This window comes from Kocuria sp. U4B, from assembly GCF_054875615.1.
In genome coordinates this window covers 1,462,229-1,476,269 of the sequence record NZ_CM142180.1, presented here as the reverse complement: position 1 = coordinate 1,476,269, position 14,041 = coordinate 1,462,229, and the positions used below count along the sequence as shown (strand labels likewise).

Below are 14,041 nucleotides of genomic sequence, written 5' to 3'. Positions count from 1 at the left end.
TCGATGGTCGTCTCCTGTCCTGGGGGCGCCGGGGCGCTCCCAGGATAGGAGGGCGCGGCCCGCCGCGGCCCTCAGGACACGGGCTGGCAGCGGCCGCAGAACCAGATCGCCCGGTCCCGGGGAGGCCCCGGGGAGGGCTCCCCGGGGACGAGCTCGGCGTCGTCGATCCGTGCCTCCGCGATCCGCGTCCCGCAGCGGCGGCACGGCCGGCCGGCGCGGCCGTAGACCCAGAACTGCTCGCCGCGCCGGGCCGGGCCGCCCACGGTGGAGCGCTGCGAGCGGTCCCGGTTGGCGTGCAGCAGCCGGTACGAGAGGTCCACGAGCGCGCCGAGGTCCGCGACGTCCTCGACCGCGGTGTAGGGGTGCAGCCGCCGCAGGAACAGCACCTCGTTGCGGTAGACGTTGCCGATGCCGGCGAGGTTGCGCTGGTCCATGAGCGCCGCGCCCACACGGCGGCGCGGGTGGCGGGCCAGCCGCGCCAGGGCCTCCGCCCGGTCCCAGTCCGGGCCGAGCAGGTCCGGCCCCAGGTGGCCCACGAGGTCGTCCTCGTCCGCGGTGGGCACCAGGTCGAGCATCCCCAGGTCGAAGCCCACCGCCTGGGCGCCGGCGGTCTCCAGGACCGCGCGGGCCTGGTGACCGGGCCTCCGCCACCGCTCCCCCCGCGGGTAGACGTGCCACATCCCCTCCATGAGCAGGTGGGAGTGCAGGGTCAGCGGGGTCAGGCCCTCCGGGCCGCCGTCGAGGCGGATCAGCAGGTGCTTGCCGCGGGGGACCACCTCCGTCACGGTCCGCCCGGACAGGTCCGCGGTCGCGATCGACGGAAAGCGCAGGTCGCTGCGCGTGAGCACCTTCCCGGCCAGGGCGCGGCGCAGCAGCGCGGCCTGGCGGTGGACGGTGTCACCCTCGGGCACGGGCGCCTCCCGCGGCGCTCACCGGCGCATCCTCAGCCCGCGCGGGGTCGAGTAGAACCCCCCGGCCAGCAGGGACTCCCGCACCGCGGTCTCGAGCGGGCCCTGGCCGAGGACCTCGGCGCCGTTGACCTTCTCCACGGTGAGCTTGTCCACGGCGCCGCGCCGGACGGTCTCGGCCACGGCGGGCCCGGCGGCCGCCAGGACCCCGGCGTCGTCCGTGAAGACCAGGACGGTGCGGCCCCCGCGCTCGACGTACAGGGCCAGGGCCCCGTCCACGAGCACGACGACGGCGCCCGCCTTGCGCCCGGGCCGGTGCCGCGCCGCGCCGGCCCCGCCGTCGGGGGAGGCCGCGGCCACCGGGTCCGGCCACTCCAGGGCGGCGCCGTACGGGTTGGCGGGGTCGGTGGCGGCCAGCGCGAGCGCCACGGGCTCCTCGGTGCGGACCTGGTCGTCGGTGCTGAACGTGCGCAGGTGGTCCACCGTGGCGGCCTGCGCGAACTGGGCGGCGCCCAGGCCCTCGACGAAGTAGCCGCGCCGGGACCGGCCGGTGTCCTCGAGCGTGGACAGCACCTTGTACATCGTGGCGAAGCCCCCCGGGATCTCCTCGACCGCCACGGGGCCCTTGGTCACCACGCCGTAGCGGTCCATGAGCAGCTCGGCGGTCGCGGAGGCCCGCAGCGTCGGGTCCAGGGGCTCGGGGCGCAGCAGCGACCAGCGCCCGGCCACGAGCGGGGAGTCGTGCCGGTCGAGCGTCGCCGCGCCCGCGCGCAGGCCCCCGCCCGTCGCGGCGCCGCCCGTGCGCAGCCGGGCGGCGCCGCGACGCACGGTCGAGCGGCCCCGCGCGGCCCGGGGCTTGTGCCGGTGGGCGGCCTGGCCCCCGGAGAGCAGCGCGCGGACCGGCAGGAACGTGTCGTTGGTGACGAGCCCCGCCCACACGAGGTTCCACAGCGCCGTGGTCAGCTCGGCGGCGGGCACGGGGTCCCCGGTCGCGTCGAGCAGGCCCAGCAGCTGCGGGAAGAACCAGGCGCCGCCCGTGCCGAGCGCGTCGAGCACCCGCCGCTCCAGCGCGGAGTCCAGGGCGGCGGCGCGCCCGCCGAGGACCTCGGCGGGCGGCAGGGTCAGGGCGGCGGCCTCGCTCAGGTGCAGGGACACCCACCCGTCGTCGCCCGCGAGGGAGCCCGCCCCGGACCACAGCACCTCCCCGGAGGCGGTGAGCTCGTCGAGCAGCTCCGGCCGGTAGTCGGCCACGCGCGCGGCGAGCACGAGGGGCTCCCACGCGGAGGCCGGCACGGCCACGCCCGCGAGCTGGTCCACGACGGTCAGGACGCCGTCCTCGCCGCGCAGCTGGTTCCCCCGGCCCACGTGCTGCCACGCCGGGAGGAACCGGGCGTAGACCTGGCCGGGGACGGGCTCCACGTCGCGGCGCAGCGCGGCGAGGGAGCGGCGCCGGATCCGGCGCAGCACCTCCGCCTCGCACCACTCCGAGGCCGCTGCGGCGCCGCGCTGCGCGAGCCACTCCGCGGGGCGGAACTCGCCCTCGACGACGCGCCGGTCCGCGGCGAGCCGCTCGAGCGTGGTCCGCACGACGGCCACGCCCAGCCCAAGCCGCCCGGCGGCCTCGTCCACGGTGAAGGGCCCGTGGGTGCGGGCGTAGCGGGAGACGAGGTCCGCCAGCGGGTCCGCCACCGGCTCGACGAAGGCCAGCGGCACGCCCATCGGCAGGGGCACGCCGAGGGCGTCGCGCAACCGGGCGGCGTCCTCGATCGCCGCCCAGTGCTCGACGCCGCGCAGGTGCACCCGCAGGGCGCGGTTCGCGCCCACCAGCTCGCCGAGCCACCCGGCGGCCACGTCCTCGGGGCACGCGGCGTCCGGCTCCCCGGGGTCCTGGAGCCGGCGGGCCGCCTCCGCGGTGGTCAGCGGGCCGAGCAGGCGCAGCAGGTCCGCGGCACCCTCGGCGCCGCGCAGCCGGCGGTCCGGGGCCAGGCGCTGCAGCTCCGCCTCCGTGCGCTCGAGCACGTCCGGGTCCAGCAGCTCCCGCAGCTCCGCCCGGCCCAGCAGCTCGTTGAGCAGCGCGGTGTCGAGGGAGAGCACCGCGGCCTTGCGCTCGGCGAGCGGGGAGTCGCCCTCGTAGAGGAACTGGGAGACGTAGCCGAACAGCAGGGTGCGGGCGAAGGGGGAGGGCTGCTCCGTGGTCGTCTCGACCACGCGGATCGCCCGCCGCTCCACCGCCTGGTGCAGGGCCTTGAGCGCCGGCAGGTCGTAGACGTCCTGGAGGCACTCGCGCACGGTCTCGAGGATGATCGGGAACTGGGGGTACTTGCGGGCGACGTCGAGCAGCTGCGCCGAGCGCTGGCGCTGCTGCCACAGCGGCGTGCGCCGGCCGGGGTCGCGGCGCGGCAGGAGCAGGGCCCGGGCGGCGCACTCCCGGAAGCGGGAGGCGAACAGCGCCGAGCCGCCCACCTGCTCGGTGACGATCTGCTCGAGCTCGTCGGGATCGAACAGGAACAGCTCGGCGCCCGGCGGCTCGTCCTCCATGGCGGGCACCCGCAGCACGATGCCGTCGTCGGCGGCCTGCGCGGAGCCGTCGAGCCCGTAGCGCTCCTGCAGCCGCGCGCCCACCGCGAGGGCCCACGGGGCGTGCACCGGCATCCCGAAGGGGGAGTGCAGCACCACGCGCCAGTCGCCGAGCTCGTCGTGGAAGCGCTCGACGACGAAGAGGGTGTCGGAGGGGACCTGCCCCACCGCCTCCCGCTGCTCGCCCACGTAGGCCAGCAGGTTGTCGGCCGCCCACTCGTCCAGGCCGGCCCCGCGCAGGCGGGTGCGTGCGTCGTCGTCGGGGGCCCCGGCGAGCTCGCGGACGAAGCGGCCCACCGCCCGGCCCAGCTCCACGGGCCGCCCGGGCCGGTCCCCGTGCCAGAAGGGCAGCTTGCCCGGCACCCCGGGGGCGGGGGAGACGATGACCCGGTCGTGGGTGATCTCCTCGATCCGCCAGCTGGAGGCGCCCAGCGCGATCACGTCGCCCACGCGGGACTCGTAGACCATCTCCTCGTCGAGCTCACCCACCCGCCGGGAGTTCTTCCCGTCCTGCTCGCCCACGAGGTAGACGGCGAACAGGCCGCGGTCGGGGATGGTCCCGCCGGAGGTCACGGCCAGCCGCTGCGCGCCGGGCCGGCCCTCCACGGTGCCCGTCTCGCGGTCCCACACGACGCGCGGGCGCAGCTCGGCGAACTCGTCGGAGGGGTAGCGGCCCGAGAGCAGGTCCAGCGTCGCGTCGAAGGCCGAGCGCGGCAGGGCGAGGAAGGGGGCGGAGCGGCGGACGGTGTCGAACCACTCCTCGACGTCGACGGGGCCGAGCGCGGTCGCGGCGACCGTCTGCTGGGCCAGGATGTCGAGCGGGTTGGCGGGCACGGCCAGGGGCTCGATCCGGCCCCGGAGCATCTGCTCCACCGTCACCGCCGCGTCGAGGAGGTCCCCGCGGTGCTTGGGGTACACGCAGCCGCGGGAGATCTCGCCCACCTGGTGGCCCGCCCGGCCCACCCGCTGCAGGCCCGAGGCCGCCGAGGGCGGGGCCTCGATCTGCACCACGAGGTCCACGGCGCCCATGTCGATGCCCAGTTCCAGGGAGGACGTCGCGACGACGCAGCGCAGCCGCCCGGTCTTGAGGTCGTCCTCGATCAGCGCCCGCTGGTCCTTCGACACCGACCCGTGGTGGGCGCGCGCCAGCACGGGGTCGGCCCCCTCGTAGCGGCCCGTCTGCCGGCGCAGCTCGGCCGGTTCGGGCGCCGACGGCCCCGTGCCCGACCCGGTGGCGTGCCCGGGGGCGGACCGCCCGGCCAGGGCGTCGCGCAGGACGTCCCCCACCTGCTGCGGGGCGGTGTCCGCCGGGCCCCCGGCGCCACCGTCCCACGGGCCGGGACCGGCCGGGGCTCCGGGCCCGTCCGGTGCGTCCTGCGCGGCGTGCTCGAGGCGGAAGGCGTAGATCTCGTTGAGCCGGGCGGTGAGCTTCTCGGCGAGGCCGCGGGAGTTGGCGAACACGATCGTGGAGCGGTTCTCCAGGACGAGGTCGACGACCCGCTCCTCGACGTGCGGCCAGATCGAGGCCGTGGCCTGGGGCCCGAGGGCGTCGAGGTCGTCGTCGCCGAAGCCGGACCCCGCCAGGGACGGCGACGCGCTGGGCCCGCCCAGCACGGTCATGTCCGGGATCGGCACGGAGACCGCGAGGTCCCACTTCTTGTCCGCCCGCGGGGCGACGACGGAGACCGGCTCCCGGCCGCCCAGGAACCGCGCGACCGTCTCGATCGGCTCGACGGTCGCGGACAGCCCGATCCGCTGGACCGGCTTCTCCAGGAGGGCGTCGAGCCGCTCCAGCGTCACGGCCAGGTGCGCGCCCCGCTTGGTGCCGGCCACGGCGTGCACCTCGTCCACGATGACCGTCTCCACGTCCGTGAGGGTCTCCCGCGCCTTGGACGTGAGCATCAGGTAGAGCGACTCGGGCGTGGTGATGAGGATGTCCGGCGGGTTGGTCAGCAGCGCCCGGCGGATCGCCTGCGGGGTGTCCCCGGAGCGGACGCCCACGCTGATCTCGGGCGGCTCGGCGCCCTGGCGCCGGGCGGTCTGGGTGATGCCGATCAGCGGGGCCCGCAGGTTGCGCTCGACGTCCACGCCCAGGGCCTTGAGGGGGGAGATGTAGAGCACCCGGGTGCCGCGGCGCTCGCCCTTCGCGCTCGCCGCGCGGGCCTTGGCCCGCAGGCTCCCGCCGGTGTCCGCCCCCGCGGTGGTCCCGGACACGGTGGTCCCGGCCGCAGGGTCCTGCGCCCCCGGGCCCGGGGTCGCGACCGCCCGGGAGGCCCCGGAGGCGCCCGGGCGCGCCGGGCGGGGGATCGCCTCGGCCACGAAGCGGTCCAGGGCCCACAGGAACGCGGCCAGGGTCTTGCCCGAGCCCGTGGGGGCCACGATCAGGGCGTGGTGCCCCGCCGCGATCGCCCGCCAGGCGCCCTCCTGGGCGTCGGTCGGCGCGGCGAACGCCCCCTCGAACCAGGTCCGGGTGGGTGCGGTGAAGAGTGCGAGCGCCGCGTCAGCCACCGGAGCCCCGGATCACCGGCTGCTGGGCTCGCGTGGCGCCGCAGGCCCCGGCGCCGGACGGCACGACGACGGATCCGGCGCCGCCCGCCGCGGCGCCGGGTGCGGGGTGGGAGGCGGGAGAGGGCATGGGGGCGATCCTCCTCGTGCGGACGTCGTGGGCGGCCACGCCCCGAGGAGGCGGGCCGCCTCCCAGGTCCTCCATTCTAGGCGGGGGCACCGACACGCCTCCGGGAGCGGCGCCTCGCCCGGAGGGGCCCCCGCACGACCCTGCTACTGCTGGCCGGGTTCCTGTGGGGGCAGGGCGGAGCGCAGGACCTGGGCCAGGTGCACGCCGTCGGTGCCGGTGCCCTGGGTGATCTGGGTGCGGCAGGAGAAGCCGTCGGCGAGCACGATCGTGTCCTCGGCCGCGGCGCGGACGGCCGGGAAGAGCGCCTTCTCGCCGAGGGTCTGGGAGACCTCGTAGTGGCCGGGCTCGAAGCCCCAGTTGCCGGCCAGCCCGCAGCAGCCCCCGCCCACGACCTCGGTGTCCACCCCGAGCTTGGCCAGGACCTTCAGGTCGGGGTCGTAGCCGAGCATGGACTTCTGGTGGCAGTGCACCTGGCACACCGCCTGGGCCGGGCCGGTCTCGCCGGCCAGCTGCCCGAAGGGCCACGGCCGGCCCAGCTCGAGGTGGCGGGCGGTGAAGGCCCCCAGCGTCGTCGTCAGCTCGCTCACGCGCCGCGCCCGCGGGTCCCCGGGCAGCATCTCGAGGATCTCGTGGGTGAGCATCACGGTGCAGGAGGGCTCGAGGCCGATGATCGGGTAGCCGGCGGCGATCAGCGGCTCCATCACGTCGAGGGTGTCGGTGAGGACCTTGCGGGTCATCTCCAGCTGGCCGGTGGAGTGGAAGGTCAGCCCGCAGCACACGCTGCCCATCGGCATCAGCACCCGGTAGCCCATGGCCTCCAGGACCTCCACGGCCGCCTTGCCGGGGGCGTCGGCGGAGAAGTTGGTGAAGGTGTCCGGCCACAGCACCACGGTCTGACGCCCGTCGGCGTCCTCGCCCGCCCGCCGCCCGCCGGAGGGGTGGGCCTGGCGCTTGCGGAACCAGCGGGTGAGGGGTTGGTCGGCGAAGGTGATCATCCGCCGCTTGGGCTCGATCCCGCCCAGCCGCTTCGTCAGCTCCTCGACCGCCCGGTTGGACTCGGCGAGGTTGATCGCGCGGAAGGCGAGGGGGACCTTCTCCACCAGGCGCATCAGCAGCGGCATCCAGCCCATCGTGAACTGGGCCATCGGGCGGCGGTTGGCCCCGAGGAAGGAGCGCAGGCCCTGGCCGTAGTGGTGGTGGAGGAACTCGGCCTTGTAGGTGGCCATGTCCACGTTGACCGGGCACTCGGTCGCGCACGCCTTGCAGGACAGGCACAGGTCCAGCGCTTCGAGGGCTTCCTTGGACTTCCAGCCGTCGGTGATCGTCTCCCCGCGCAGCATCTCGGCCAGCGTGCGGGCCCGGCCCCGGGTCGAGTGGACCTCGTCGCCGGTGGCCTGGAAGGACGGGCACATCGCCCCGACGTCGGAGCGGCACGAGCCCACGCCCACGCACCGGTTGACCGCCCCGGCGAAGGACCCGCCGTCGGCGGCGAAGGCGTGCACCGGGGTGAGCTCGAAGGTCCGCGCCCCGGGACCCGGGCGGATCCCCCGGTCGATGGGCTCGGGCTCCACGAGGATGCCCGGGTTGAAGAGGTTGCCCGGGTCGAAGACGGCCTTGAACTCCGCGAAAGCCCCCAGCGCCTCCGGCGAGTAGATCGTGGCCAGCAGCTCGGAACGGGCCCGCCCGTCGCCGTGCTCCCCGGAGACGGACCCGCCGTAGCGGTGGACCAGCTCGGCGGCGGCCTCGATGAAGGCCCGGTAGACGGCCACCCCCGCCTCGTCAGCGAAGTCGAAGGAGATGCGGATGTGCACGCAGCCCTCCCCGAAGTGGCCGAAGGGGATGCCGGTCAGGCCCAGCTCCTGGAGCAGGTCGTAGAGATCGCGCAGGTACTCCCCCAGCCGCGCCGGGGGCACGGCGGAGTCCTCCCAGCCCGGCCAGGCCTCCCCGCCGTCGGGCAGGCGGGTCACGATGCCCGCCCCGGCCTCCCGGATCCCCCACAGGGCCCGCGCCAGCGGGGCCTCGGCCACCACGATCGAGTCCACCACGTGCTCGGGCACCAGCCCCGGCAGCTGCCGCGCCCTGGCCTCGGCCCCGGCGAGGGTGTCGGCGCCGACCTCGCAGTACAGCCAGCCCCCGCCGGCCGGCAGCTCGGAGCCCGACTGCTCCCGGCCCGGGCGGGTCTGCAGGGCCTCCACCAGGTCCGCGCCCATGCCCTCGATCGTGTACACCCCGGGCACGCGCAGCTTCGGGGCGGCCGTCGCGGCCTCGAAGGCGTCCGTGAAGCCCAGCACGGCCAGGGCCGTGTGGGCGGGCTTGGCCACCAGGCGCACCGTGAGCCGGGTGATGATCCCGCAGGTGCCCTCCGTGCCGGCGAAGGCCTTGGCTGCGTCGAAGCCCTTCTCCCCCAGCAGGTAGTGCAGGCCGTAGCCGGAGACCTGGCGCGGGAACTGGCCCAGCTCGGTGCGCAGCATCGCCAGGTGCCGGTCCCGCAGTCCCGTCAGCGCCCGGGTGATCCCGGGGTCGGAGGTCCCGCCGGCGTGCAGCTCCACCTCCCGCCCGTCGGCGAGCATGACGGTGAGCGCCACGAGGTTGTCGGCGGAGGTGCCCCACGCCACGGAGTGGGAGCCGCAGGCGTTGTTGGCGACCATCCCGCCGATCGTGGCCCGCGAATGCGTCGAGGGATCCGGGCCGTAGGTCAGACCGAACTCGGCCGCCGCCGCCCGCAGCTGGTCGCAGATCACCCCCGGCTCGATGGTCGCCGTCCTCGCCTCCGGGTCGATCGCCAGGATCCGGTTGAAGTGCCGGGAGGTGTCGATGATCAGCCCCTCCCCGATCGCGTTGCCCGCCACCGAGGTCCCCCCACCCCGGGTAGTCACCGGCCACCCCCGCTCCTTCGCCAACAACAGCAGCTCCCTCACCTCCTCCACGCTGCGCGGCTCCGCGACCGCCTCCGGCAGCCGCCGGTAGATGGACGCGTCGGAGACATAGGCGGCGCGGGTGGTGAGGTCGTCTCGGATATCGGTCATGGGTCCACTTCCTGCGCGGCGGGTTCGCCGGTCCGTCCGGTGCTGCTGATCAGTGCTGGTGGCCGTCCCCGCAGGGACGGCGGCTCACCACTCGGGGGCGATCGTGACCTCGGCGCCGTCGAGGTCCTCGGACCACTCGACCTGGCAGCTCAGCCGGGAGGTGTCGTGGCGGGTGTCGTCGAGCATGTCGAGGAGGTCCTCCTCCTCGTCGTTGATCTCGTTGGTCTTCGCGAAGGAGGCCGCGTCGAGGTACGAGTGGCACGTGGAGCAGGAGGCGTTGCCGCCGCAGGTCGCGAGGATGGGGTACTTGTGGCGGGTGAGGGCCTCCATCAGGCTCTCGTGGTCCTTCCACTCGACCCCCTCGGTGCGGTTGCCCTCGCGGTCGATCACGGTGATCTGGATGCTGCTCACTGGATGGCCTCCTCGGGGCGCGCTCGCCCCTGGTCTCGACGTCGGAAATCCCGCCGCCCATTGTACGGTCGCGCCGGGGGCGTCCCGCGCAGGGCTCAGCGGGCGGCGGGCAGGGGCCGCACGGTGAGGGCCTGGGCCACCTGGCCGAGGTAGCCGGCCTCGTCGTGCAGGGCCGACTCGGTGAGCCCCACCCCCGTGGGCCCGAAGGTCACGTGGGTGTCCAGGCCCACCCACGGGGAGACCGGATCCCGCACCAGGTGGACGCTGAGGTCCACGTTGGGGAAGGCCAGCTCGTCGGGGCCCACCCGCACCGCGATCCCGTTGGCGGCGTCCACCGCCGCGAGGAACCGCGCGGTGACGGAGGCCTCCTCGCCGTCGACGACGGCGTGCGGCGCCCGCAGCCACATGGCGGCGCTGCCGGGCCGGTGCTCGCGCACGGTGCGGGCCTCGATCGAGCCGATGTAGCCGCCGCCCCAGCGGTCGCCCATGTGCGTGGGAACGGCGTCGGAGACCGGGGGCATGGCCGGGCGCAGGGTCCCCGCGGCCTCCGAGGTCTCGCCGCGGAGCAGCCGCCAGACGGTGAGCCGGATGCAGGAGCGGCCCCCGTGGCTCATGGTCGCCTCGAGCAGCTCGATGGTGCGGCCCGGGCGGAGCACCCGGGTGCGCACCTCGACCTCGCCACCCGGGATGAAGCCCAGGATGTCGTAGGAGAAGCGCGCCGGCAGCATGTCCTCGCGGGGGTGGTCCACGTCCACGGCGTGGGCCAGCAGCCCGGAGGCGGCCGCCATGTGCTGCTCCGCGTCGTTCCACGCGCCCTGCGAGTGCAGCGTCGAGCGGAACCGGGTCCCGTCCAGCCGCACGAAGTAGGCGTCCGGGAAGTCCTCCCCGTCCGCGCCCAGGTGTCCCGGTGCCTCCGCCGGCCGCGCCGTCTCCGTCATGCTCCGCCTTCCCGCCGGGCGGCGGGCGCTGTGGTCGGCACCACGTTAGCGGGCCTGGCCGGAGGTGGCGGGCGGTGCGGTCCTCCACCGCGGCGGGGAGGGGAGGGGCGCCCGGGCGCGCGGAAGGCCCCGGCTCCACGTGGAGCCGGGGCCTTCCGGGGTGGCGGTGACGGAGGGATTTGAACCCTCGTTGGCTTTTACACCAAACATCATTTCGAGTGATGCACCTTCGGCCGCTCGGACACGTCACCAGCTCGCAGAACTCTACCGGCTGGCCCGCTCAACCGCCAAAAGCCCGCGATCCGCCGGGGGCGGGGGTGGGCTGGCCGGCGTCGTCGTCCGCCGCCGGGCCCGGTGCGTCCCCCGGGGCGCCGCGCCGGTGCCCCGCGAAGAAGTCGAGGAGCAGCCGCGAGCACTCGTCGGCCAGGACGCCCCCCGTGACCTCGACCCAGTGGTTGAGCCGGCGCTCCCGCAGGACGTCGAGCACGGACCCGGCCGCGCCGGCCTTGTCGTCCCACGCACCCAGCACCACCCGCGGCACGCGCGCCAGGACGATCCCTCCGGCGCACATCGCGCAGGGCTCGAGGGTCACCACGAGGGTGCAGCCGTCCAGGCGCCAGCTGCCCAGCGCGCGGGCGGCGTCGCGCAGGGCGAGGATCTCGGCGTGGGCGGTGGGGTCGCCGTCGGCCTCTCGGCGGTTGCGGCCCCGGCCGACCACGGTGCCGTCCGGGCCGACGACGACGGCGCCGATCGGCACGTCGCCGGTGGTGAGCGCGGCCCGGGCCTCGTCGAGGGCGAGCCGCATCCACTCCTCGGCCTGCGCCTGGGGACGGGTGCGGACGGGCAGGGCCATGCGGGTCCTCTCGTGGACTGGCTGCCGGGACGGTCGGTCGGGACGGGGCCGGGACGACCCGGCGGGCGGTTCCGGCCCCGGTGGTAATTTTGGTCCATGCGAGTGACCGTTCTCGACCACCCTTTGGTGGCACACAAACTGACCGTGCTCCGGGACAAGGACACCACGTCCCCGGTGTTCCGACTGCTCGTCGAGGAGCTCGTGACGCTGCTCGCGTACGAGGCCACGCGGGGCGTCCGCGTGGAGCCCGTGGAGATCGACACGCCGGTCACCCGGACCACCGGTGTGGGGCTGTCGAAGCCGCGGCCCCTGGTCGTCCCGATCCTGCGGGCGGGCCTGGGCATGCTCGACGGCATGACCCGGCTGATCCCCACCGCGGAGGTCGGGTTCCTCGGGATGGCCCGCAACGAGGACACCCTGGACATCATCACCTACGCCGAGCGGCTGCCGGACGACTTGACCGGCCGCCAGGTCTTCGTGCTCGACCCGATGCTCGCCACGGGCGGCACCCTGCGCGAGGCCATCAAGTTCCTCTACCGCCGCGGAGCGGAGCAGATCACCTGCGTCTGCCTGCTCGCGGCCCCCGAGGGGCTCGCCGCCCTCGAGGAGGAGCTCGGCGACTCGGAGGTCAACATCGTCCTGGCCGCGAAGGACGAACGCCTCGATGAGAGCGCCTACATTGTGCCGGGTCTCGGTGACGCCGGGGACCGCCTCTACGGCGTGGTGGACTGACGCCGGACCGCAGCTCGAGGAACGCCCTGCCGGCGAGGGCCCGCCGACATCGTCGGCGGGCCCTCGTGCGCGTGGACAGTCGTCCGGATAGTGAGACGGGATGTCCACCGAAGTGGGGCGATTGACGTGCTGCCCATGATGTGCTTAGGGCTGCTCAGAACGCTTGCGGGCGGTAAGAACCCTGATATTCCGCGGCCGCAACCTTCTTCGACCCCCGGCACGATGAAGTGAAGGAGGTTCATTTTGTCTGTTCGGTCCTGCCGCAGGTGCGCTCATCTCACATCCTGAGATAGTGGCCTAATTGTTTCTTGCACCCTTGCGAATGGTGGGGGAGGATGTTGCCGTTGCCACATTCAGGGATTTCTCAGCTTCCGGGAGAACTCCGGGGGCCACGGAGCGGCGGATCCGTGGGCTGGTGGTGGCAGGGGCGTCCCGCGGTGCGGGCGCCCCGGGCGGGCGAGGAGTCCGCCCACCGATCGACGCAGAGACGAGGGACTGCCAGATGTCAGGTACGCCGGGATACGTTCACATCTCCCAACGCAATCGTGCGGGAGACCTTCGGGGTGCTCGCCGCCCCCAGCCGGGCCGCGACCGTTCGCCGGCGGCGCCGGCGGACTACCGCAGCCTCCGCACCGCGGTCGGCGCCCTGCCGACGGCACCGGGGGAGGCCCCGCTGCCCACGCGCCTGCCGCGCGAGACCGCGCCGCGCCCCCAGGTCCAGGAGAACGAGGCGCGCGGGTTCGTGATCTACGTGGGCCTCAACGAGGAGACCGCGGCGGCCAACGGCACCTCGCTGGTCAAGATGGTCCAGAGCATCAGGGCGTACGCCCAGCAGCTCGTGCCCGAGGCCGACTCCTACGCCGCCGTCGCGCTCGCGCCGGCCAACACCGCCGGGACCGACCTCGAGGTCGTCCGCAACGCCCTGGGCGATCCCACCTCGGGGACCGTCCGTCCCGCTGTCCCGGCCGCTCCCGCGCCGACCACCGAGACGAAGACCAACCAGTCCACCGGTGTGCTCATCGATCTCTCCCGGCGGGAGGTCTTCCTGGACGGCAGCATCCTCAACCTCACCTTCAAGGAGTTCGAGCTGCTGAACTACCTGGTGGAGAACGGCACCCGGACCGTGGGCCGCCACGAGCTGCTGCACAGCCTGTGGCGGGACGCGGAGGAGGTGCCCAACGAGCGCACCATCGACGTGCACATCCGCCGGCTGCGCTCCAAGCTCGGCCGCCTCGCCAACACCGTGCGCACCGTCCGCGGCCAGGGCTACCGCTTCTACGAGCACCCGGAGGTCGTCGTCTGGGCGGCCCCCGAGTACTCGATCTGACCCGTACTCCACCCGGCCCCGGACCCGCCCACCGCGGGGTCGGGGCCGGCCCGTGCCCGGGGTGCGGCGTGGCATCATGAACCGATGAACCGCCACGACGTCAAGAAGCTCGTCCTCATGCGCCACGCGCAGGCGGACCACCCGCAGGGCGTGGCCGACCACGACCGTCCGCTGGACCCGAGCGGGGCCGCCGAGGCCGCCGAGGCGGGGCGCCGTCTGCTGGAGCGGGGCCACGTCCCCGACATGATCCTGTGCTCGAGCGCTCTGCGGGCCCGGCAGACGTGCACGTGGCTGTGCAGCGTGCTGGGCGAGCTCGCCCCCACGGCCAAGCTCGAGGACTCCCTCTATGCCGCCGGGGACGCGCGGATCCTGGCCGTGGTCAACCACGTGCCGGAGACCGTGGAGTCGCTGCTGGTCATCGGGCACCTCCCGGGCCTGCGCGACGCCGCGCTGCGGCTCGCCACCCCCGACTCCGACTACGACGCCGTCATGGCGCTGGCCGACGGCTGCCCCACCGCGGCCCTCGCCGCCTTCGAGGTCCCCGGTCCCTGGGCCGCGCTGGACGGGGCGGACGCGCGCCTGGTGGACTTCTCGGTGCCGCGCCCGTCCTCGGGCCGGCGCTGAGCGGCGCGAG

Annotated in this window: 10 protein-coding genes and 1 tRNA gene; 3 read left to right on the top strand and 8 right to left on the bottom strand. The window is 74.9% G+C overall.

Going from position 1 to position 14,041, the window contains the following annotated elements:
- Nucleotides 1-71: 71 nt before the first annotated feature.
- From ACYSMR_RS07025 to tadA, 8 genes are all read right to left on the bottom strand, one after another.
- Complete coding sequence (locus ACYSMR_RS07025; protein WP_461747774.1) at nt 72-911, bottom strand: DNA-formamidopyrimidine glycosylase family protein; 840 nt, start codon at nt 909-911, stop codon at nt 72-74.
- An 18-nt stretch (nt 912-929) separates the two neighbouring features.
- Entirely contained in the window at nt 930-5,993 is a 5,064-nt protein-coding gene (locus tag ACYSMR_RS07020) for an Lhr family ATP-dependent helicase (RefSeq protein WP_461747773.1), read from the bottom strand.
- Nucleotides 5,986-6,120, bottom strand: a complete 135-nt coding sequence (locus ACYSMR_RS07015; protein WP_461747772.1) for a hypothetical protein — start codon at nt 6,118-6,120, stop codon at nt 5,986-5,988. The genes ACYSMR_RS07020 and ACYSMR_RS07015 overlap by 8 nt, the downstream gene beginning before the upstream one ends.
- A gap of 143 nt (nt 6,121-6,263) precedes the next feature.
- Nucleotides 6,264-9,146, bottom strand: coding sequence for an FAD-binding and (Fe-S)-binding domain-containing protein (locus ACYSMR_RS07010; RefSeq protein WP_461747771.1), 2,883 nt, complete (start codon nt 9,144-9,146; stop codon nt 6,264-6,266).
- Nucleotides 9,147-9,230: 84 nt separating this feature from the next.
- The gene (locus ACYSMR_RS07005; protein WP_251331737.1) at nt 9,231-9,557 is read right to left on the bottom strand and encodes a 2Fe-2S iron-sulfur cluster-binding protein; all 327 of its coding nucleotides are present in this window, start codon (nt 9,555-9,557) and stop codon (nt 9,231-9,233) included.
- A 95-nt stretch (nt 9,558-9,652) separates the two neighbouring features.
- Nucleotides 9,653-10,495 carry a thioesterase family protein gene (locus tag ACYSMR_RS07000; RefSeq protein ID WP_461747770.1) on the bottom strand — a complete coding sequence of 281 codons (843 nt, stop codon included), beginning with the start codon at nt 10,493-10,495 and terminating at the stop codon, nt 9,653-9,655.
- 161 nt (nt 10,496-10,656) lie between these two features.
- Nucleotides 10,657-10,746: transfer RNA gene (locus tag ACYSMR_RS06995), tRNA-Ser, on the bottom strand.
- Between the two features lie 29 nt (nt 10,747-10,775).
- Complete coding sequence (tadA, locus tag ACYSMR_RS06990) at nt 10,776-11,348, bottom strand: tRNA adenosine(34) deaminase TadA (RefSeq protein ID WP_461747769.1); 573 nt, start codon at nt 11,346-11,348, stop codon at nt 10,776-10,778.
- Between the two features lie 96 nt (nt 11,349-11,444).
- Between tadA and upp the strand changes: the two genes are divergently transcribed.
- The 3 genes from upp (at nt 11,445) to ACYSMR_RS06975 (ending at nt 14,031) form a co-directional block, all read left to right on the top strand.
- Complete coding sequence (gene upp, locus ACYSMR_RS06985) at nt 11,445-12,080, top strand: uracil phosphoribosyltransferase (RefSeq protein ID WP_461747768.1); 636 nt, start codon at nt 11,445-11,447, stop codon at nt 12,078-12,080.
- A 502-nt stretch (nt 12,081-12,582) separates the two neighbouring features.
- Nucleotides 12,583-13,407, top strand: a complete 825-nt coding sequence (locus ACYSMR_RS06980) for a winged helix-turn-helix domain-containing protein (protein WP_251331733.1) — start codon at nt 12,583-12,585, stop codon at nt 13,405-13,407.
- Between the two features lie 84 nt (nt 13,408-13,491).
- Nucleotides 13,492-14,031 carry a SixA phosphatase family protein gene (locus ACYSMR_RS06975; RefSeq protein ID WP_461747767.1) on the top strand — a complete coding sequence of 180 codons (540 nt, stop codon included), beginning with the start codon at nt 13,492-13,494 and terminating at the stop codon, nt 14,029-14,031.
- Nucleotides 14,032-14,041 lie beyond the last annotated feature (10 nt).

Excerpts from the sequence above, each read along its gene's own strand:
- upp (WP_461747768.1), top strand. The coding sequence starts at position 11,445 with ATGCGAGTGACCGTTCTCGACCACCCTTTGGTGGCACACAAACTGACC.
- ACYSMR_RS07010 (WP_461747771.1), bottom strand. The coding sequence starts at position 9,146 with ATGACCGATATCCGAGACGACCTCACCACCCGCGCCGCCTATGTCTCC.
- tadA (WP_461747769.1), bottom strand. The coding sequence starts at position 11,348 with ATGGCCCTGCCCGTCCGCACCCGTCCCCAGGCGCAGGCCGAGGAGTGG.
- ACYSMR_RS07000 (WP_461747770.1), bottom strand. The coding sequence starts at position 10,495 with ATGACGGAGACGGCGCGGCCGGCGGAGGCACCGGGACACCTGGGCGCG.
- ACYSMR_RS06975 (WP_461747767.1), top strand. The coding sequence starts at position 13,492 with ATGAACCGCCACGACGTCAAGAAGCTCGTCCTCATGCGCCACGCGCAG.
- ACYSMR_RS06980 (WP_251331733.1), top strand. The coding sequence starts at position 12,583 with ATGTCAGGTACGCCGGGATACGTTCACATCTCCCAACGCAATCGTGCG.
- ACYSMR_RS07015 (WP_461747772.1), bottom strand. The coding sequence starts at position 6,120 with ATGCCCTCTCCCGCCTCCCACCCCGCACCCGGCGCCGCGGCGGGCGGC.